The organism is Paenibacillus sp. FSL R5-0623 (assembly GCF_037974265.1).
GTDB lineage: Bacteria > Bacillota > Bacilli > Paenibacillales > Paenibacillaceae > Paenibacillus.
In genome coordinates this window covers 5,762,933-5,783,356 of sequence record NZ_CP150233.1, presented here as the reverse complement: position 1 = coordinate 5,783,356, position 20,424 = coordinate 5,762,933, and the positions used below count along the sequence as shown (strand labels likewise).

Below are 20,424 nucleotides of genomic sequence, written 5' to 3'. Positions count from 1 at the left end.
AGAGAAGAATCTGCGGTAGTAATCGGTTATTTTCGGTACAGATTATGGTACAATAGGAGAGTTGGGTTAAGAAGCAGTTCACGGTATACATGAAAGCACAGATTTGAGGAGGATGAACTCCATTGTAAATGTGTAAAATTAATCTAGTGTGTAAATACCTAGTACGTAAAAACTCGTGTACAATCAACCGGCCTCGCCGGATTGCATAAAGATTGAATGATGGACCGGCCATGCCGGATTAACGTGAATGAACGGACGAAAGGGATTAAACCTATGAGCAAAGCTGCAAATGAAATTCTTCAACAGGAAGTGGACAAACGCCGGACGTTTGCCATTATCTCTCACCCGGATGCGGGTAAAACTACATTGACCGAGAAACTGTTGCTGTTCGGGGGCGCGATTCGCCTTGCGGGAACGGTAAAAGCTCGGAAAGCCAGCAAACACGCAACAAGTGACTGGATGGAAATTGAGAAACAACGGGGGATCTCGGTTACCTCTTCCGTAATGCAATTTGATTATCTGGATCATCGCGTTAACATTTTGGATACACCGGGTCACCAGGACTTCAGTGAAGATACGTATCGTACACTGACGGCTGCCGATAGCGCGGTAATGTTGATTGACGTGGCAAAAGGTGTCGAGGCACAAACGATCAAGTTGTTTCAGGTATGTGCGAAGCGTGGCATTCCAATCTTTACGTTTATCAACAAACTCGACCGTGAGGGTAAAAGCCCATTTGACCTGATGGAAGAGCTTGAGAATGTACTGGGTATTCGTTCGGTTCCGATGAACTGGCCTATTGGTACAGGTCGCGAGCTGTGTGGTGTCTACGACCGGATGAAAAATCAGGTGGAATTGTTCCAAGGGGACGATCACTCGACGATCAAAGTACAAAAGGTAGATAGCTACAAAGATCCGATTATCCGTGAGATGGCAGGGGAATATCTGCATGATCAATTGTGTCAGGATCTGGAGTTGCTGGATATTGCGGGCGACCAATTCGATATGGAGAAAGTTCAACGTGGCGAACTGACTCCTATTTTCTTCGGTAGTGCGATCAACAATTTCGGCGTACAGACCTTCTTGGAGAATTTCCTGGAACTGGCGCCGAAGCCTGAACCACGTCGCAGTACGGCAGGAGAGATTCAGCCAACGAACGAGAAGTTCAGCGGTTATGTGTTCAAGATTCAAGCGAATATGAACCCGGCACACCGGGATCGTATTGCGTTCCTGCGTATTGTATCAGGCAAGTTCCAACGTGGAATGAGTGTGAAGCATACTCGTGTGGGCAAAGAGATCAAGCTGTCACAGCCACAGCAATTCCTGGCACAAGACCGGGATATTGTGGAAGAAGCGTATGCTGGCGATATTATCGGTTTGTTCGATCCGGGTATCTTCCGGATAGGCGATTCACTGAGTCAAGGCAGCGAGGTTGTCTTTGAGGAGTTGCCAACGTTCTCACCAGAGATTTTCGCCAAAGTTACCGTGAAAAATGCGTTGAAACATAAACAGTATCAAAAAGGAATTGATCAGTTGACGGAGGAAGGAACCATTCAGGTATTCCAGACGGCAAGTTTCGACGAGACAATCCTCGGCGTAATTGGTCAACTTCAGTTCGAGGTATTTGAATACCGGATGAAAGGCGAGTATGGGGTAGATGTGCAATTGCAGCGCATGCCTTATCAGTTCGCTCGCTGGATCGTGGACGAGAATCTGGACCCAAGCAAATTCCGGATTAACTCTGCGCTTGTAAAAGATAAAAAAGGTAATTATGTGGTGCTCTTCGAAAATGAGTATGCAATGAGAACGGCTATGGATAAAAATCCTACAGCTCAATTCCTGGAGACTGCGCCTTAAGTGAAGACAGAAGTATTTTGTGGGAATTGTTAGAGGGTTAGTTAAACGTGACAAGTTCATGTGATGAGATAGAGCTTGTTAAAAATAAGATCCCTCCGCCAATCGGCGGAGGGATCTATTGCTATACACCTTACCTGGAGGCGGGTATGATCCAGCCGAATAAGGGAAAGCTTTCTTTTGCAGACAGAACAAACGTAATGATGGTTACCTTACCCTCCAATGCTTCGATTAACGAAGCGGTTGAACGGGAATGGTGTGCAGATGCTCCTGCGCGATTTGAATGAGTTCTTCCTGCTTGGCAGGTTCTGTGTTCTTCCAGATCATCTCGAAAATGGCGCCAAGTCCAGGTAATGCAGCTTCTGGTCCATCTACTGAACCTTCAATCATCTCCCGGAGCTGATCATCACTCTTGTCATGAACTTTATGAACAATCGCTTCACGCAAGCTTAATGTAATGGGCATCGCAATTCCCTCCTCGTATATTCGGCTGCTCTAATACTGTTCCCTGGGAAGCGCGAGCGCATTCAAGTTTATCAGGCTTTGTGGTATACTACGAAGGATTATTTACGTTAGCATGGGTATCCGTAATGATGCATCATGCTGAAGTGCAGCGGGAGGTTAAGACCCTAATGGCCAAGAAACAGTATGCCGTAATTGGGATGGGACGGTTCGGATCAAGTGTTGCCAATGCACTGAGTGGCATGGGATTCGACGTGCTAGCAATTGATGCGGACGAGCAGCGGACTCAGGAAATGTCCAATGTGGTGACCCATGCGGTATCGGCAGATTCAACAGATGAAGAAGCGCTACGTGCGCTGGGCATACGGAATTTCGACGTTGTCGTTGTGGCGATTGGTGAAGATATTCAGGCGAGCATTCTGACAACCCTGATATTGAAAGATATGGGTGTACCCGTTCTGATCGTAAAAGCTCAAAATGAACTTCATGGTAAGGTGCTGCAAAAGATTGGCGCAGATAAAGTCATCTATCCTGAGCGGGATATGGGACTGCGCGTAGCCCATCATCTGACCTCGCCTAATATACTGGATTACATCGAGTTATCTGAGGATTACAGCATTCTGGAGATGAGAGCCTCCGAGCAGATGATCGGTAAGAACCTAATGGAATTAAATATCCGTGCACGTTTCGGTTGTAACGTGATGGCGATTCGCAGTGGGAATTCGATGAACATCTCCCCGTACGCGGAGGACCGGATCGAGGCTGGAGATGTGCTGATCATTGTGGGTCACAAGGATCATTTGACGAAAATGGAGCTTGCGTATCCGAAGTGATGGATGCAGATGGGAAGGATGGAAAGATGGATATTGTATCACCGCAGAATACACGCGTAAAAGAATGGGCGCAGTTGCTGGAGAAAAAGCATCGTACCCGTCAACATAAATATATCATTGAGGGCATTCACCTGGTACAGGAAGCACTGCGTGCCAGAGCAGATCTGGAGTGCATCGTGTACGATGGAGAGCAAGGCGTACCTAGCGAACTCGCCGGGCTTGAGAATCCGCTACAGCGTGTGGAGTGGGTTAGTGTATCTCCAGCGGTTATCGCCAAATGTACGGATACAATGACACCACAGCCTGTATTCGCGATTGTGCGTAAAGGCAGTGAGCCACTGGAAAGCCTAATTACCGGAGCGCGCGGGCTTGTTGTTGTGCTGGACGGAGTGCAAGACCCAGGTAATGTAGGGACAATCATCCGTAGTGCGGATGCAGCTGGAGCCGCTGGAGTCGTACTTGGCGCTGGTTGTGCTGATGTATATAATCCGAAGACGATTCGTTCGACGATGGGCTCGCTGTTCCATCTGCCCATTGTGGAGGGCCAGTTGGAATCCTTGCTTCCCGAAGCGAAGGCTGCGGGCGTGAAGCTGGTTAGTACTTCTTTGCAGGCAGAGCATTCATGTTATAGTTATGATTTTACGCAGTCGGTATGGCTTGTCATTGGTAACGAAGGCAAAGGCATCTCGGATGCTACGGCACGTTTGGTGGATGATTCGATTACAATTCCGATGCAGGGACAGGCAGAGTCGCTCAACGCGGCAATGGCGGCAACGATTTTGCTGTTTGAGGCGATGAGACAGCGGATGTTTAATAACTAAAAAATTCCTGTCTAATTGTATTTTTAACGTCCCTAACTAAAATTAACTGTCCCCAAACCACCAAAGACTGGAGCCTGGTTGACGATTGCCCCAACCATTTCTCCAGTCTTTTTCTCGTCCATTAAAGCATCCCAGCAGGGAATTCCCATCCAAATCCCGAATAGGTAATCAAGCAGAAACCCAGGCTACTCAAGGCTTTTGGGGATTGAAAGCAGTTGATTCAAGATTTTACTCAGGCATTTCCCAGGCTCTTACCCAGGCGTTTTAAATGCCGATTCCCACTTTTTTCAGGTACTTCTCTTTCCTTTCAGGACACGAATTATTAGTCGTATTCGTTCACAATTGAACCAGTTTCTTTCCAGTTTTCAGGTCTTTTTTCTCAGCGTTTTGGGGACACGAATTTTTATCTCGGAAATGGCGGTAAAGCCTTGTGGGGTAAGGGATTGAGGGCTGGTGTTTTGGGGACAGTTATTTTTATTTTTCTACAAAGTAACAGGTTTTATGGTGGCAGGAGTGAAGGGATGCTGACTTGCCCTATGTATCATTGGAAAAACTTTTGTGAACCTCGTTTATCTGAAAAAGTGGAAATCGCAAGCGGTAGTTAGATTGATAATCAAACGATGCTAAAGACAAGGTAAGGTGAGATTGGTGCTTCTAAGTGAATTGCTTTCAATGAGAGATCTGGATATTTCTAAATCGATAAAGTTGGTTCGGCATCAAGATCCGAATTATGATACCAAATATCTTTATAAGCGTGGCATGCTTGATTTTTATCAAAGCATTCAAAGTAAGGATGTGTTTGGGAATTGTGAGTATCTCATTTCGTTTTTGGGGTATGAGCAGTCAAAAGCAATCTACATTGGGGCATACAAAGTAATTGGAAAGTCAACTTTCAATAAATCATTGGCGAATGTTCCTCCTGATTACCCATATATGGAGGTATTTGAGCAACCATTATTTCATTATGAAATCGAGAAGACTGATCTACTAAATGATCTGGTTGATCGGCTTGTTATTGATTGGGGATCATCGACGAGGGCTTGTTTTCAGTGGCTAAAAAAAGACAATCCGAAGCGAGTGGTTGAAATACTTCCTGCTGGATATGTTAAGGAATTCCCTGGTTTTGAAGATGTAATCTTAACTTTTGATGAGCTTTAAACGATTGTTAATAGTCCTGATCCAAATAGAATATGGCACACCATGCTTTCCTCTGTTGCTGGTGTGTATTTAATAACTGATATGACCAATGGAAGTCAGTATGTAGGATCAGCATCAGGGAAACTCGGTATTATGGGGCGCTGGAGAAGCTATGCTGAAACGCGACACGGAGGAAATATCAGATTGATGGCATTATTACAGGTAGAGCCAGAGCGTTACAAGAATTTTCAATACTCGATTTTGCGAACACTTCCTAAATCATTAACTCAAACTGAGGTTGTCGGTTTCGAACAGAAATACAAGCAAAAGCTGGGGTCACGGGCATTTGGTTTGAATGGGAATTGACTATGTTGTGATGTATTAATTCAGAAAAGTGAAAACTTTTGGAAAAATAGGAGGATATATGTTCAAGCTCTCTGGCAAGGAAATCAATACTGTACTTTCATACATAGGTGGGGCAAGTGGCCGTTTAGGTGATTTTACATATGCCAGTCATTCACAATTTTATCCAATGTTTTGTGGATTGGATATTGATCCGTATAAGTACGAGGGAACAACGAGACAAAAATTTATGAAGATCCTTAGCGAAGCAATTCCATTATCTCAAGCGAAGATATTACAAGGGATAGTGGATAAATATCCATTAACTTATTTTGAAATCATTTGGAAAATGAAATGATAAACATATCCGAGTATGAGAACAAAAAACGAGTTTTAGATAGCATAATGAGTTGGATTCATCAAATAAATGGACAAGGTTTAGTTGAAATCAATGAGTTGGTTTATAATTTTGAGTTTGTTCAAGAGACGCTTGATCAGTGTCAAACACTTATATCCCAACATAATTGTAGGAGCGCTATTGATCGAGCACATACTGCGTTACATGGTTACTTGAAGGAAACATGCAAAAAAGCAGACCTACAAATTAATTTGAGTAATCCCAAAATACAAGATTATTGGAGTAAACTAAAACAAGAACATCCTTTATTTCTAATTGAACACAGCCAGAGTCATTTACCAATTAATCAGATTGTTAATGCAATAGCCAAAATGCTTGAGAATTTAAATGAAATCCGAAACAACAGGTCTTTTTCTCATCCGAATGAAGAAATTATAAATGAACCTGAAGCCAAATTTGTAATTAACTTATTTCGTAGCATTCTTCAATACGTAGACCAGAAGGTAGCGACTTAATATTAGTCAAACATACTATGTCACAGGTGGGTTGTTTAATTATTCAATAAACCTAACAGCCAGTAAAGGCAGTTTCCCTATCTCTATCGTTGAATTGCTGGATGGAGTGATACACCTTCAATTTCGGCAAATAGCCTTTAAAGTTTAATTTATTCAAAAGTCTTAGGATTACGGAGCAAGTGACAGGAGTGAGTTCATGCAATTGTTAAGAAGAATAACTGACAGTGATTTTATTGGTGGTGCTCCTGAGTTCATGGAAACAACAACACGTTATGCCTCAAGAGGTTTATTAGTTGATGATAGGCTTAACGTTGCTATGATGTACATGTCAAAAATTAACCTTTACAAGTTGCCTGGCGGGGGAATTGATGAAGGTGAAGAGATCAGAGATGCGTTTCTACGTGAAATAAAGGAAGAGACGGGCTATGAAGCTGAGATTATACATGAATTGGGTTACATCGAGGAGCATAAGAACAAAAATAATTTTATGCAACATTCCTACTGTTTTGTAGCAAAAGCGCAAAACCGCGTAAGTAACGCGATGCTTACTGAAAGTGAAGCAGAGCTTGGAATGATAGTTGAATGGATGACATTTAAAAAAGCAATAGAAGCAATGAACAGCTCGGAAATAATTTGCGATGATTATTCAACCCAATTTATGATTGTACGGGAAAAGGCTATTCTTGAAAAAGCCGTTGAAGTATTAGCGAACCTATATGGGAGAGGGATATTTGAAGAATGTAAGGGAGCGGATGAAAATGACAAAGTTTGAGAAGATCTGCCAAGAGGAAAAAGAGCAAGCCTAAAAAGAACAGGCTTATGAGTTTGCCAAAAAAATGCTGAATGACCTTGCTCCAGATAAAATTGCTGAGATCACTGGGCTTCCAATTGAAGAGGTCAATATATTAAAAGAGAATAAGTAATACCGAAGAGGTTGAGGGTAATCCCAAGGCTTCTTTTTATTTGGTTAGCTTATTTTTGAAATGGTATTTCAGACGAATATCGATATCGTTGGGATTTTAAAAGACGAGGTGAAAGTTATCATATATGAGGCAAAACAACTTTCGGAATACATAGTCCTATATATAGGAATAAAAAGTCCATCTATCGGTCTTACGCATGCTATCTTCGGAAGAAAGTGGCTTATTCATTATAAGATTGCGACCATCTATATTGGTATGGTGAACTCATTCTAATTTTGAAAAGAGCCTACGCTATGGTTACATTGCAAGCAACTATAGGGTTGTTCAAGGCGTTCATCTGATAAGTATTCTGCAATTAGAACCTAAAGAAACGCTGATTCCAGCGTATAGGGTTCAATAAAAAGCGTTTGCGAAAAGACTTTTATACACTCTTCAATGAGTGGCTACCAGCACAATTGACCAAAGGTAACCAAGACTGATTTGAATCACTACTCATGGTTTTCACCTATCAAGAGGTGAAACGTAACAATTCCCCTTACTATCGAATACAAATCCCGATGATAGAAGTTTTGAGCTGTACTTTCAGGATCGTGATGAAACAGCGACTTCCCATCTTTGGAAACCCAATCATACCAATAACCCTTTTTGAGATGTTCAGTAACATATAGCATGGTATCGTCGATAAAAATAATCGTTGCCCTCTGAATCTCCTTCGAACTCGGCTCTCCTGACTTGTCTGTATTTTTCACTAACTTTATGGCAAATATAAATTCCTTTGTTAAGCTTTCAAGATCGGTCAACTTATCCAACTGTTTCAATCCCCCTGTCTGATCGGTTAGATTATGTATAATCCTATTTTGACCAAAAAACAAGATGGAGGTTGGATTTATTTTCAATGTGGTTACAATTGTAACACCATCCAGTTTTTATTGACGGAATCAATATGCTTGTGTATCTTCATATCAAGCAAATCTTCAAGATTTAAGGATAGGTGATAAATGATGCATCTTCCGAAAGATTATTTCGACGACCTCTTAGTGCGTATGACACATCATTCTTGTGCCATTGAGAATAACACGATCACGCTTAGCGAAGCTGTTTCCATCCTACTTTATCGAATGATTCCAGGCAAAGTATCTGTACGCGAATTCTACGAATTAGAAAATCATCAGTTAGCTTTCAACTATATTATTGAGAATATCGATCAGGAACTTACGATATCTTTCATTCATGATGTTCATTCTCTTCTGATGGATAGACTTGATCATGAGAAGGGGCATTTCAAGTCTCACGAGAATGTAATTGTAGGAGCGACATTCTCTACAGCTTCTCCCAAAGAAACGCCTTCACTTATGGATCAGTGGCTTCTAAATCTGAACAATCGTATTCAAAAAGCGAAGTCATCTGATGATATCATTCTTTCAATCTGCTCCAGTCACATTGCGTTCGAGCGAATCCATCCGTATTCCGATGGTAATGGACGAACAGGTCGATTGCTTATGATGTTTCTGTTGTTACAAAATCAAGTTGTGCCTCTTGTAATTCAAAAGAAAAATAAGCTCGAATATTTTCAATTTCTTGAAGAGCAAAATGCAGAAGGATTTGCGGTTTATGCTGTTTCAACCATAGAGAAAGAGAAACAGCGATATAAAGCATTTCTGAATTCACTTCCTAAGGAGTAATCAAGGGAGATGGCACGAGCAGGCGTGTAAAGAATTTATAGCCATTGTGGTAGGACAAATTAGGACATTGAAAATGGGGGAGGAGCGGAATCTATGGTTAACTATTATAATCATCAGCAAACCGTTAAAGAGTCCATAATTGGATTCATGCGGCAAAAAGGGTATTCAAGATCAACGTTTGCAAAATTAACGAATATACCCAGACCGTCGATTGATCAATTATTACTGCAAGGTGGGGGAAATATTGATACATCGACATATAACGCTTATATATTGCAAATCAATCGGAGATTTAATTTCGCGGAGAATGATCTCTTGAAAGTAACACCCAAGCCCAATTTGTTTCCATCACCACCCGCTCAAACAGAAAGAACTGTGCTGGCTCAAGAGGCGCTGGATGGACTGGAGCAGATTTTGGATGTATTTTCGATGTATTATAAAAAGTGAGTAAGGATTGAAAGTTATATCTGAGAAGAACGTATTTAGCGATAAACCTTGAGAACGATAAAATTGTTTAATAATTAAAGTGGCAGTTGATTTGGGAATGAGTAATTAACATTTATAATTCAAGAATATAGTCTTACTATAACACTCCATAGCATTCTGAGTTGCAAGAAGCCAAGAAATCAGGCATTTATCTGGTTTACCTCGGCTTTTTTCATTTAGGAAAGTGGATATGTATGCGATTAATTCGTCTCGGAGATTACCAATTTTTGTTAAAACACAGATCAATCAATCTGATAAACACTACTTAGAGAAAGTGCTTGAAATATTAAATGCAATATCGAAAGGAACTATTATTTGGATTGTTTCAGGATTCCATGAGGGTCATCTTGAACAATTAAAAACATACATGAGAAGCCAAAAAATAAGTACATCGATTTTTATGCCTTGAGTGTAGATGAAGAAGCCGTCGTTAAGGTAGAGGAGCTTAAATAATTGTACAAGCTTGATGTATGGGACAGTTACAATGAATAGGGGATTCCGTGTGTCCGCCGCTGGAGCTATTTGACGTTTATTTACAAGTTCCGTCAACTCATACTGGACGAGCAATTGCTGTCACAGATTATAATTATGAGCGAGTTGAAGACGTTAAGCAATATATACTTGTAAAGCTAAGAGATTACGTACCCTATTTAACCAATGTGTAGAAAGCTAAGAAGCATAACAGTTATGATTGTCAGATCTCGATTGGCGGAGGTCGAAGTGGCGTTAACTTTAGAGTGAGTACTCGAAATAAATATTGACTCGCCTCGATATATCTACACTTAGAGTCATGTCAGGAAATACTATACACCTTGATTCAAGAGAAAGTTACTGAACTTTGAACAGTTCACCCTGCATTTATGGCGAAGAATCGGAAGATAGGAGTTAGTTTTAAACCAGAAGATGACCTGGACGGTACGATAAGAAAGCTGGCTTACATTCTTGATGAGATGCTCGTGGCAATGGTACCCAAATTGTATTGAGCAAGTCGATGAACCGCATTTATTTGCGTTTTTTTTATAGTGAGAGTACATGTAGATTAAATGTGTCGTCAAACCAATAAAAGTAACAGACTAATACTAAAAAAGAATATTAACAATACTCTTTACAAAATGGCGTGGATTAGTTATTATAGAAAACAAGGAAATACAGCACGTACACAACTGGTTTTAATGTGTATTGTCAATACATATTTAATGTAATCGCAAAAACGAGGAGGTTGTTTAGAATGAGAAACGCAGTTCTTAATGAGGCTGAGAAAGATGCATGGGTTATTGGGGATAATTGGAGAAGCGAGATGCAAAACAGCGAGATGAGGCTTACTTTGCAACCGATGCTGACTTATAAGCTCTTATGTGAAAACACCGATCATGGATTCAATATCCCGAATAACCAGTCCTGGGAGGTGGTTACATCGAATGGATTAGATTTAGGAAAAAGGCTATCCATAGCTTTTCGAGAGCTGGAGAGATTGAATCATTCCTTAAAGGATGTCTTTACTTTAAATGATTACAGCCGATATCATAATGATCTGAGTCTATATAAGGTTGTCGAAAATATTTTAAATCGCCATTCTTACAATCGTGACTTATACGAGGATTCAAATCCATTAACTGGAACAGTTACACGATACTTAGACAATTTACTGGAGGCTTTCATTTCAAGGGAAGGTACTCAGGGCGGGGAGGGAAATAGTCCAAAAAGCATTAGCACACTTCTTCCACGCCTTCTCGATAAGACAAGTGGAATGATATGTGACCATGCTTCAGGATTAAATGGTTTTTTAATCGAGGCTTATAAGTACGCACAGTTGAACCATGAGGAGGTTAAGCTATTTGGTCAAGAGATCAATCCTCAGACTCGTGCTTTAGGGATAATGAATCTAATCATACATGGGTTATATCCCGAAATAACTGATGTTAAGCTGGGTAATACCATCACCTCACCTCAGTTGAAGGATGAAGATGGACACTTAATGAAGTTTGATGGGATCCTTAATTCGCCACCGTTCGCAGTGAGTAATTGGGGCTATGATGAAGCTGAGAAAGATGTATACGGACGTTTCAGATACGGTCTTCCGAGTCGGGCTTATGGGGATATGGCTTTTGTCCTTCACAGTATTGCTTCCCTCAAGAAAGACGGTAAGGCGGTTATTGTGGTTCCTCATGGTGTACTTCAAAGGGGTGCTTCCGAAGCGAAAATTCGTGCAAACTTGATCCAGGAAGGGTTGATTGAAGCCGTCATTGGCTTGCCATCCAACCTATTCATCGGTACTGGAATACCTGTGGCTGTACTGATTATTAATAAGAACAAACCTACTACGATGAGTGACCGAATATTGTTCATCAATGCCGAAGATGGCTTCAAGAAGGCGATGCGAAATCAGAATGAACTGCGTGAGTCTGACATTGAAGACATTGTTATGGCATATCGTAATTACTCTCAAATCGATGGGTACAGCAGAAGCGTGCCAGTCAGCGAGATCTCATCTAATGATTGGAGTCTGCTCCCTTTGAGGTACTTCGAAAAGGCAGAGGTAGACACTAAGATCGGGCGAGCAAACATTAACCGTAAGCACTATGAGCAGTCTGATCTCCCGAAAATAGCACTGGGTGAAATTGCAGAGGTCGATAGGGGGCTTAATCCTACAAAGGATGATTCCGATGATGCAGAGCCAACCCATTACTTGGTGAATCTTGTTGATGTGCAAGAAGGAAAGATCATACCAGATGGACTGAAGGGGATTACATTGAGTCCAAAAAGAGCACGAGAGTATGAGTTGGAGCCAGGTGACTTATTACTGTCCAGTCGTGGTACTACGCTTAAAATGACTGTGGTGACTCAAGAAGATGTCAAAGAGAAGCCGTTGGTATTTTCTCAGAATTTTCTTCGAATTCGTGTATTGGACCCAATGCAATACGACCCGAATTTTATTAAGGCGTTTCTGGAGAGTCCCATTGGACAATATTACCTACAAGCCTATCAGCGTGGAACAACCGTCACTGTATTGAGTCATAAGGATGTTGCGTCGATTAAGTTGCCAAAGCTTGCGATTGATAAGCAACGTGATATCGCACAATTGTTACTTGGATCTGACGAAGAGTATCAAGCAGTGATGGAGCAAGCGAGAAAGAGGCAGGAGCACAACTATAGTGAGAGCTATCATATTATGGGAATCTCTGATTCTTATGTGATGATTGATTAATACCGATAATTGTTAAAGAGGGAGAGATACTCACTCTCCTTCCTATCATGTATTATTGTAATAAAGGCTACTTGAACAATAATAGGGAAGTAGAATTTAGGGGGAAGAAAGATGATTGAGCAAGTCACATCACAACAAATAAATGCAGTTTTATGGCAAGCGGCGGATACATTTCGAGGAAAAATTGATTCCAGTACATATAAGGATTACATCCTGACGATGCTGTTTATCAAGTATTTAAGTGATGCGTATAAAGAGCATGTCGAAGAATATACGAAACGCTATGATGGGGATGAGCGACGGATTCAACGTGCATTATCCAGGGAACGGTTCGTTTTAGATGAACTCTCCACTTTCGCTTATTTATATAGCAAACGTACGGATACGGAGATCGGTGAAATCATCAACAAAGCTTTGGAACGGTTGGAGAACGAGAATACAGGGAAACTGCGTGGTGTATTCCGTAATATCGACTTTAACAGCGAAGCAACACTTGGTAAAGCGAAGGAAAGAAATGCGATGCTTCGTGCATTGTTGGAGGACTTCAATAAGCTGACTTTGAAGCCTTCTGTTGTAGGCAGTGAAGATGTCATTGGCGATGCATATCAATTTATGATTGAACGATTTGCCTCAGATGCTGGTAAGAAGGGCGGAGAGTTCTTTACACCTTCCATGGTATCAGAACTTCTTGCTCGATTGGTGAAGCCAAAAGAAAATGACCGTATATATGACCCAACATGTGGCTCAGGCTCCTTGCTGATTAAGGTAGCTAATCAAGTGCCGAGTAAGAAGGTTGCTATCTATGGGCAAGAAAGGAATGGGCAAACACATTCATTGGCTCTCATGAACATGTACTTGCATGGCATTGATGATGCAAAGATTGAATGGGGCGACACGTTATCGAATCCATTGCACTTGGAAGATGGAAAGTTGATGCGGTTCCAGGCGATCGTTGCTAATCCACCTTTTTCTTTGGACAAGTGGGCGATGGGGTTTGCAGGTGAAGGAAATACTGATGAGAAGTTCAAAATGGAAGCGAGCCTTGATCAACATAGAAGATTTGAATGGGGCGTACCACCAACATCCAAGGGAGACTATGCCTTCGTACAACACATGTTGTATTCATTAGCTGAGAACGGTCGCATGGCAACGATTCTGCCACATGGGGCTTTATTCCGTGGAGGAAGCGAAGGGAAGATCCGTCAACAGATTATTGAAATGAATCTATTAGATGCTGTAATAGGACTTCCAGAAGGACTATTCTTTGGTACAAATATTCCAGCGTGTATTATGGTTTTCAAGAAAGATCGTAAGCGTAAAGATGTGCTGTTCATAGATGGATCAAGTGAAGGTAACTATGAAAAAGGTAAGAATCAAAACAAGTTAAGAGAAGAAGATCTTCAAATAATCATGGAAACGTATGAAAAGTACGAATCCATTGATAAATACTCATATGTAGCTACAGTTGATGAGATTAAAGAGAACGACTTTAACCTCAACATTCCAAGGTATGTGGATACGTTTGAGGAAGAAGATCAAGTTAATATGGAGCAAGTGAAAGTGAATATTACAAGTATTAAGCAGGAGATTCAAGAGGCAGAAGCACAGATGGACAAATACCTTAAAGAACTTGGATTGTAGGTGAGATGATGCAGAACACGAATTGGGAATTATCGAATCTGGGTGATTTAGTTGATTATAAAAAAGGATATGCGTTTAAGTCTATAGATTATCGTAGTGAGGGAATTAGAGTAATCCGAGTCTCCGATACAACCTACAACTCAATTAGAGATGAAGATCCGATCTACCTATCTTCTGAAACAAAAGATGTATACAAAGAATATGAACTGTTAGATGGAGATATAATCGTTACAACAGTAGGTTCAAGACCTCCCCTATACGATTCAATGGTTGGTAAGGTAATAACAGTACCTCGCAGTATAGAGGGATCTCTACTTAATCAAAATGCTGTAAGACTTAGAGCAAAATCAAATGTTGATCAACTATTTTTATATAACAACCTAACTACAAGAAGGTACGTTTACCATATAGAAAGCAGTGCCAGGGGTAATGCGAACCAAGCAAGCATAACTTTAGAAGACCTGTTTGCTTTTGAAATTCCAATTCCACCGCCAGAAGAACAACAAAAGATCGCCTCAATCCTCTCTATCTGGGATAAAGCTATTGAACTAAAAGAAAAGCTAATCGAGCAGAAAAAAGAGCGGAAAAAGGGGTTGATGCAGAAATTGTTGATGGGGCAAATCAGATGGAATGACAGGGAAAAGTATACGGAAGGAGAAATACAAGAACGTCTTGAAATGATTAAGGGAGGAGAGGTTCCTGTAGGTTATAAGGATACAAAGGTAGGAATACTTCCTGAAGAATGGATGGTAGCAAAGTTAAAGAAGATATCAAAAAGGATGCTACGGAAAAATGAGGGGAAAGAGGAGTACCCTGTTTTAACAATTTCTTCATTAAGCGGTTTTCTTAATCAAAGTGATAGGTTTAGTAAAGTTATTGCGGGTGAGAATCTATCAAAATATATTCTGATTAAGAAAAATGAATTTGCCTATAACAAAGGCAATTCTAAAACGTATCCATGTGGTTGTATTTTTAGGCTGGAAGACTATGATGAGGCTGTCATACCAAATGTTTATTATAGTTTTCAAATCATTGAGGGTGACACTGAGTTCTATAAACATTATTTTATATCAGGAAAATTGAATAGACATTTGACTCGTGTGATAAATACAGGTGTTAGAAACGATGGATTATTAAATTTAGATGTTAATGACTTTTTCGATATCCCAGTTGCTTGTCCGCCTAAAAATGAGCAAAGAAAAATCGCCGAGGTATTATCGTTAGCAGTAGAGGAAATACAATGCCTTGAAAGAGAAGTAGATTCTTTGAAAAAACAGAAAAAAGGATTAATGCAACTCTTACTAACAGGAAAAGTGCGGGTAAAGGTCTAACCTTTGCCCTTTTCTTCTAATCCCTACTTTCGGAGGTGTAAAAGTGGAACGAGAAAATAACAATGACGAGCGTAATATCAGCCAACAGCCAGCGCTTGATATTCTAAAGGGATTACAATATAGAATCCTAACACCAGAGCAAGCGGAATCAATACGTGGTAGTCTCTATGACGTTTTGTTGAAAACGGTATTGGAAGAAAAATTGAAAGATTTTAACTCGTATGAATACAAGGGAGTTACCTATAAATTCAGCCAGACCAATATTCAGCAAGCCATTCGGGATCTTGATGAGCCATTAACAGACGGACTCGTGAAAACGAATGAGAAGATCTTCGAGACACTGATGTTGGGGCGAAGCTACACGGAGTTCTTACCCGACGGCTCAAAGAAGTCATTCACGATTCATTACATTGATTGGGATAACTTCGAGAATAATGTTTTTCATGTGATTGAAGAATTTACAGTAGAACGTATGGATGGGCGTGGTACTATACGTCCCGATGTTGTGTTGTTCGTGAATGGGATCCCGTTTGCTGTTATTGAATGTAAGAAGGCATCAATCTCGATGGAACAAGGCATTAGTCAAATGATTCGCAACCAGGGGAAGGACTATGCTCCACAGCTCTTTAAGTATGTACAAATCGTCATGTCTACGAACAAAAATGAGACGAAGTATGCAACGTGCAACACGCCAAAGAAGTTCTGGTCGGTGTGGAAGGAAGAGAAAGAAGAATGGTTGCATTCACTATTGGATGAAACCGTCGTAGGTCGCTTGCCGACAACGCAAGATAAGAATATCATCTCTCTGTTTCATCCTGAACGGTTGCTGGAACTAACTCACTTCTTTACCCTTTTTGATAAAGATGTTAAGAAGGTAACTCGATATCAACAATATTTTGCGATCAAGGAAATCATCAAGACCATCCAAGAACGTGACGAAAATGGGAATCGTCAATCTGGTGTCATATGGCATACCCAAGGTTCAGGCAAGAGCTTAACGATGGTGATGCTGGCGAAATATATCCTATCCGAGATGAATGATTTTAATCCAAAAGTGGTTATCGTAACCGATCGAGTGGAACTGGATAAGCAGATACATAAGACGTTTAAACATACACGATTAAAAGCAAGCAGGGCGACTAAAGGGTCGCATCTTGTCGATCTCATTAAAGACAACAATGCGGATATTGTGACAACATTGGTTCATAAGTTCGATACGGCTTCGACACAGCTAAAACCTATAGAGTCCAGAGATATATTCATCTTAGTCGATGAATCGCATCGGACACAGTATGGTGAACTTCACATTAAGATGAAAAAGGTTTTCCCCAACGCCTGTTATTTGGGTTTCACAGGCACGCCGCTCATGAAGAAAGAAAAGAGCACCATGATTAAGTTTGGTAAACTAATTCATACATATACGATTGCTGACGGTGTAAGAGACAAGGCGATTGTCCCACTTCTATACGAGGGGAAAATGATCGATCAAACAGTCAATCAAAAGGCGATTGATACCCGCTTGGAGATGATCACTCGTAACTTAAATGACAAGCAAAAAGATGAGGTCATGAAAAAGTGGAGTCAGTTTGAGCGGATTGCCTCATCTAATCAGCGGATTAGTATGATTGCATTTGATATTAATCAGCATTTTTTGGACAACTATAAGACACAGGGAAGCCAGTTCAAAGCAATGCTTGCGACCAATAGTAAGATTGAAGCTATTCGATATTTAGAAGCCTTTGAGGAGTTTGGTGATCTTACGTGTGCTGTTGTCATTTCTCCTCCAGATCAAAGAGAAGGGCATGAAATAGTCGATGAGGTGTCAAGAGATAAGGTGCTCAATTTTTGGAATCGAATGATGAATCGCTATGGTGATGACGAAAACTATGAGGATGCGATTAAAGAGGATTTCATCGAGGGTGATGAGATTGAGTTGTTAATCGTTGTTGATAAGCTTCTTACTGGTTTCGATGCACCAAGAGCTACTGTTTTATATATTGATAAGCCAATGAGAGAGCATACATTGTTACAGGCAATTGCCAGAGTTAATCGATTGTATGATGGTAAAGACTATGGTTTCATTATCGATTACAGGGGATTGTTGGATAGATTGGACCAGGCATTGGAGATGTATTCAGGTGCAGGGCTTGAAAACTTCGATCCCAAGGATTTGCAGGGAGCCATTTACGATGTGATCAGTGTAATTGGTTCATTGCGGCAGTACCACTCCGACTTACTTCAAATTTTCGCTCCAATTAAGAACAAACAAGATGCTGAAGAATATGAAGTATGGCTGGAAGATGAGGAGCGTAGGCAAGAATTTTACGGAGTCCTCTCAAAATTCGGGCAAAATCTTGGTATAGCATTAGAGTCTGAAAAAATTTATAACGCATTGCCGCCAGAGGAATTGAAAAGGTTTAAGAAGGACTTGAAATTTTTTCAAGAACTTCGTAAAGCGGTGAAGTTACGCTATTCCGATACCATTGACCATAAAGAATATGAAGCGAAAATGCAGAATCTAATGGACCATTATATCTCTGCTGAAGAGGTTATTCGCATCACTAATCCAGTGGATATTCTTAATCAAAAGGCATTTGAAGAGGAATTGGAGCGGTTAGAATCGAAACGCGCCAAAGCAGATGCGATTCGTACTCGTCTTACTAAAAGCATCAATACAAAATGGGATGAGAATCCTGCGTATTACAAGAAGTTTTCTGAACGGGTAAAGGAAGCAATTGAGGCATATAAGCAACAACGGATTTCTGAAGCCGAGTATTTGCAGAGAATGAATGATCTTAAAAAGGAATACCAGGAAGGGGAGCCTGTTGAGGATTATCCTGATAGCATCAGGAAAAATGGAAATGCTCAGGCTTTCTATGGTGTGACGAAAGACATTATGAAAGAGCAGAAGATGAGTGAAGAACTATTAGCCGAATTAGCATTGAAAATGGAAGATATCATTCGTGCTTACACCAAGGTGGATTGGCATGATAACATGGAAGTACACAATCGGATTGCACAAGAATTAGATGACCTTATCTTTGACTTTACGAAAGAGCATAATGTCAGTCTTGGCTTTGACCAAGTTGATAAAATTATTGAACAGATAAAGACAGTGGCATTACGTCGTTATTAAGGTAGTGACATTATGGAAAAACATCAGATAGTATTTGCCGATCGTGTAATCGAGTTTTTCATTGAACGAAAAAATGTTAAGAATGTAAACCTCAACATTAAACCTAATATGACGATTATGATCTCTGCTTCGGAGAAAGTACCACTCAGTTTTATATACGATTTTGTAAAGAGTAAGGGCGGCTGGATCTTGAAGAATGTAAACAGTTTTGAACAAGTACAGCCGTATAAACAAAGCGAACGTGAATATGTTAGTGGCGAATCATACAAGTATTTAGGTAAGCAGTATCGTTTGCGTTTGGAAATCACTACTGAAGAAGAAAGGGTCAAGTATTACCGAGGTTTTATTGTACTTATGGTAAAAGATCCGAATAATTATGCTCGTAAAGCCAAGCTGATGGATGAATGGTATCGTGATAAGGCAATCAAAACATTTGAAGAGTCTTTAGATAAACAATATTCGCTGGTGCAAAAATACGGCATTCACAAACCGAGGATTGACCTACGTACTATGAAGGCAAGATGGGGTTCTGCACTCATTGATTCGAATACCATTCTTCTTAATTCAGAGTTGATTAAAGCACCTAAATATTGTATCGATTATGTGGTGCTACACGAGTTGATTCATTTTCAATATAATGACCACAAGGACGGCTTCTATAATATGCTTTATTTGTTAATGCCCGACTGGGAAAAGAGAAAAGCTATGTTGGATGAAGAAATAGTTAGAGAATTATAGCGGAATACGCTGAAATAACGCGAGGAAAACCGATTAGGTTTATGTAAAGTTGAAATAAATAAGAAATATGATCAATTCCATCTCCGTTAAACTTGCCTGAAATGTAAAATGCGAGTTGTCAGGTTGTGAAAAGGTGGTTTTCGTACAAAAGCAGTATAAAAAGGAGTTGTGGAAGATGTTGAATATGTTCGACCCCAAAAAAAATGAGTACTAAAGATAAAGTATTGTTTGCATTAAATCCTTCAGTTTATTTAATTACTAAGGGAGCAGAGAAGGCGGTTGAGAAAATACAAGGCATGTCAGAGTCACCTGTTTTCGAGTTGCAAATAGAAACTGCAAGACAAGAACTTTTATCGCAAATGGCTCAAGCTCAAGCCCGAGTTGCTCAAGAACTTGCAATTGCGACTCGAATAAATACGGCTGAAACTGTGGAGATAGAAGAGTTTTATGATACAAGTGGAAAAGGTGGGCTTTCTGCGACAATAAACGAGGGGGCTATTACTTCGTGGCGTTACAGGTGAAGGCAGGAAAGTAACCAAAAGGATTTATAAGTTTACTGGTTGGCACGAAGGGGCAAAAGAAGTATTTGAGAGTCAATTCAATAATGAAAAAAATGGAACGAATGAATAGTACACTTTTTTCTTAGATCAATACAAGTCTTAATTCCAAGTGTGGACTGAACATGAGGAGATTACTTGAGAATCTCAGTCACTAATATAACAATTTCGGATTGGCGGTTTTTTCTTAGTTGTGGGGTCATTAGAAGGTAGGTTTTCTGTCATTAAAGCGATGATTATAACGAACGCTTTCTCCATCCCCGATGATTTCGTATTCAGATGTATAAGAATAATCAAGAGATAATTAGGGGGAATCAATAAAAGTACCGTCGATATCGGTGAATATAGCCGATTCTTCGGTACTTTTACTTTGAAAAGCGAGATTTTAGAAGAGTTGGGTAAC

At 40.3% G+C, this 20,424-nt stretch carries 19 protein-coding genes; 17 read left to right on the top strand and 2 right to left on the bottom strand.

Annotated elements, in window-relative coordinates:
* Positions 1 to 273: 273 nt before the first annotated feature.
* Complete coding sequence (locus tag MKY92_RS25400) at positions 274 to 1,857, top strand: peptide chain release factor 3 (protein ID WP_339298095.1); 1,584 nt, start codon at positions 274 to 276, stop codon at positions 1,855 to 1,857.
* Positions 1,858 to 2,085: 228 nt separating this feature from the next.
* Here the strand turns inward: MKY92_RS25400 and sspI are convergent, their stop codons facing one another.
* The gene (gene sspI, locus MKY92_RS25395; RefSeq protein ID WP_036673259.1) at positions 2,086 to 2,319 is read right to left on the bottom strand and encodes a small acid-soluble spore protein SspI; all 234 of its coding nucleotides are present in this window, start codon (positions 2,317 to 2,319) and stop codon (positions 2,086 to 2,088) included.
* Between the two features lie 128 nt (positions 2,320 to 2,447).
* Here sspI and MKY92_RS25390 point away from each other — a divergent pair, with 128 nt between their 5' ends.
* The 7 genes from MKY92_RS25390 (at position 2,448) to MKY92_RS25360 (ending at position 7,094) form a co-directional block, all read left to right on the top strand.
* Entirely contained in the window at positions 2,448 to 3,149 is a 702-nt protein-coding gene (locus MKY92_RS25390) for a TrkA family potassium uptake protein (protein WP_339301908.1), read from the top strand.
* 26 nt (positions 3,150 to 3,175) lie between these two features.
* Positions 3,176 to 3,970, top strand: a complete 795-nt coding sequence (locus MKY92_RS25385; RefSeq protein ID WP_339298094.1) for an RNA methyltransferase — start codon at positions 3,176 to 3,178, stop codon at positions 3,968 to 3,970.
* 672 nt (positions 3,971 to 4,642) lie between these two features.
* Positions 4,643 to 5,128 carry a hypothetical protein gene (locus MKY92_RS25380; protein WP_339298093.1) on the top strand — a complete coding sequence of 162 codons (486 nt, stop codon included), beginning with the start codon at positions 4,643 to 4,645 and terminating at the stop codon, positions 5,126 to 5,128.
* 42 nt (positions 5,129 to 5,170) lie between these two features.
* Positions 5,171 to 5,473, top strand: coding sequence for a GIY-YIG nuclease family protein (locus MKY92_RS25375; RefSeq protein WP_339298092.1), 303 nt, complete (start codon positions 5,171 to 5,173; stop codon positions 5,471 to 5,473).
* A 28-nt stretch (positions 5,474 to 5,501) separates the two neighbouring features.
* Positions 5,502 to 5,807 (top strand): hypothetical protein, encoded by a 306-nt coding sequence (locus MKY92_RS25370; RefSeq protein ID WP_339298091.1) that lies wholly within the window; start codon positions 5,502 to 5,504, stop codon positions 5,805 to 5,807.
* Positions 5,808 to 5,854: 47 nt separating this feature from the next.
* Positions 5,855 to 6,322 carry an abortive infection family protein gene (locus MKY92_RS25365; RefSeq protein ID WP_339298090.1) on the top strand — a complete coding sequence of 156 codons (468 nt, stop codon included), beginning with the start codon at positions 5,855 to 5,857 and terminating at the stop codon, positions 6,320 to 6,322.
* A gap of 196 nt (positions 6,323 to 6,518) precedes the next feature.
* Positions 6,519 to 7,094: an NUDIX domain-containing protein gene (locus MKY92_RS25360; RefSeq protein ID WP_339298089.1), complete on the top strand. Its 576-nt coding sequence runs from the start codon at positions 6,519 to 6,521 to the stop codon at positions 7,092 to 7,094.
* 639 nt (positions 7,095 to 7,733) lie between these two features.
* Here the strand turns inward: MKY92_RS25360 and MKY92_RS25355 are convergent.
* Positions 7,734 to 8,054 (bottom strand): hypothetical protein, encoded by a 321-nt coding sequence (locus MKY92_RS25355; RefSeq protein WP_339298088.1) that lies wholly within the window; start codon positions 8,052 to 8,054, stop codon positions 7,734 to 7,736.
* Between the two features lie 234 nt (positions 8,055 to 8,288).
* On the opposite strand from MKY92_RS25355, the gene MKY92_RS25350 reads away from it, so the two are divergent.
* The 9 genes from MKY92_RS25350 (at position 8,289) to MKY92_RS25310 (ending at position 19,985) form a co-directional block, all read left to right on the top strand.
* Entirely contained in the window at positions 8,289 to 8,927 is a 639-nt protein-coding gene (locus MKY92_RS25350) for a Fic family protein (protein ID WP_339298087.1), read from the top strand.
* Between the two features lie 93 nt (positions 8,928 to 9,020).
* Positions 9,021 to 9,374 carry a hypothetical protein gene (locus MKY92_RS25345; RefSeq protein ID WP_339298086.1) on the top strand — a complete coding sequence of 118 codons (354 nt, stop codon included), beginning with the start codon at positions 9,021 to 9,023 and terminating at the stop codon, positions 9,372 to 9,374.
* Positions 9,375 to 10,273: 899 nt separating this feature from the next.
* Positions 10,274 to 10,396: a hypothetical protein gene (locus MKY92_RS25340; RefSeq protein WP_339298085.1), complete on the top strand. Its 123-nt coding sequence runs from the start codon at positions 10,274 to 10,276 to the stop codon at positions 10,394 to 10,396.
* A 245-nt stretch (positions 10,397 to 10,641) separates the two neighbouring features.
* On the top strand, positions 10,642 to 12,618 hold the full coding sequence (locus tag MKY92_RS25335) for an N-6 DNA methylase (protein ID WP_339298084.1): 1,977 nt from the start codon (positions 10,642 to 10,644) through the stop codon (positions 12,616 to 12,618).
* 111 nt (positions 12,619 to 12,729) lie between these two features.
* Positions 12,730 to 14,259 carry a type I restriction-modification system subunit M gene (locus MKY92_RS25330; protein ID WP_339298083.1) on the top strand — a complete coding sequence of 510 codons (1,530 nt, stop codon included), beginning with the start codon at positions 12,730 to 12,732 and terminating at the stop codon, positions 14,257 to 14,259.
* Positions 14,260 to 14,264: 5 nt separating this feature from the next.
* The gene (locus tag MKY92_RS25325) at positions 14,265 to 15,590 is read left to right on the top strand and encodes a restriction endonuclease subunit S (RefSeq protein ID WP_339298082.1); all 1,326 of its coding nucleotides are present in this window, start codon (positions 14,265 to 14,267) and stop codon (positions 15,588 to 15,590) included.
* Positions 15,591 to 15,633: 43 nt separating this feature from the next.
* Entirely contained in the window at positions 15,634 to 18,726 is a 3,093-nt protein-coding gene (locus MKY92_RS25320) for a type I restriction endonuclease subunit R (RefSeq protein WP_339298081.1), read from the top strand.
* A 12-nt stretch (positions 18,727 to 18,738) separates the two neighbouring features.
* Positions 18,739 to 19,464 carry a SprT family zinc-dependent metalloprotease gene (locus tag MKY92_RS25315; protein ID WP_339298080.1) on the top strand — a complete coding sequence of 242 codons (726 nt, stop codon included), beginning with the start codon at positions 18,739 to 18,741 and terminating at the stop codon, positions 19,462 to 19,464.
* Positions 19,465 to 19,667: 203 nt separating this feature from the next.
* Positions 19,668 to 19,985, top strand: coding sequence for a hypothetical protein (locus tag MKY92_RS25310; RefSeq protein WP_339298079.1), 318 nt, complete (start codon positions 19,668 to 19,670; stop codon positions 19,983 to 19,985).
* Positions 19,986 to 20,424: the final 439 nt, after the last annotated feature.